Here is a 600-nt window from a genome sequence, read left to right on the forward strand (position 1 = left end):
GACGCTCAGGAGTAACTGGCGGATATTCCACATCCAGCGGGCGCGCATGGCGTCCTTACGGAAGCTGATTTTCTTCCACTTTCCGTGCTCATTGATGCCGCCGCAGGTGACGGAAACGTGAACATGGGGATGCCAGTTGAGTCGTCTTCCGTACGTATGGATGGCGCAGAAAATGCCGATATCCAGCCCCCGTTTGCCGGCGGCGTACAGCAGGTTATCGACGGCGAGGCGGCAGAGGTCGTTAAGCAGCGAGCGGTTGACCTCAAACAGGGGCCACAGCGAATCGAGGAGGGTGAAGACCAGGTGTATCCAGTCGCAGTCCGGCAGACGGTTTAGCTGGGCGGCAATCCACAGGTCAGTAGCCTTTTTACCACAGGACGGGCAGGCCCGGCTGTGGCAGGCGTTGATGATGTATTTAACATGGTGGCAACTGGGATTATCGCAGCCGTATTCCTTCACGCCGGTGATGCGGGTGCCGCAGGCGAGCATTTTTGTGACGGCTTCGACTTCGATATCGCGCAGACCACCGGCGTCGAGGAAAGAGGTCCAGCACTGGTTAGCCGTAAACAGTTTTTTGAGCGGGCGGGGACTGAAACCGGA

1 protein-coding gene is annotated in these 600 nt (G+C 58.2%); it reads right to left on the minus strand.

Translation table 11 applies throughout. The annotated features are described in order from the left end of the window. On the minus strand, positions 1-600 hold a 600-nt coding region (locus IAE27_RS29330), incomplete at both ends, for a transposase zinc-binding domain-containing protein (RefSeq protein WP_227685354.1).

Origin of the sequence: Klebsiella sp. S69 (genome assembly GCF_016516145.1) — a bacterium.
Lineage (GTDB): Bacteria > Pseudomonadota > Gammaproteobacteria > Enterobacterales > Enterobacteriaceae > Klebsiella > Klebsiella oxytoca.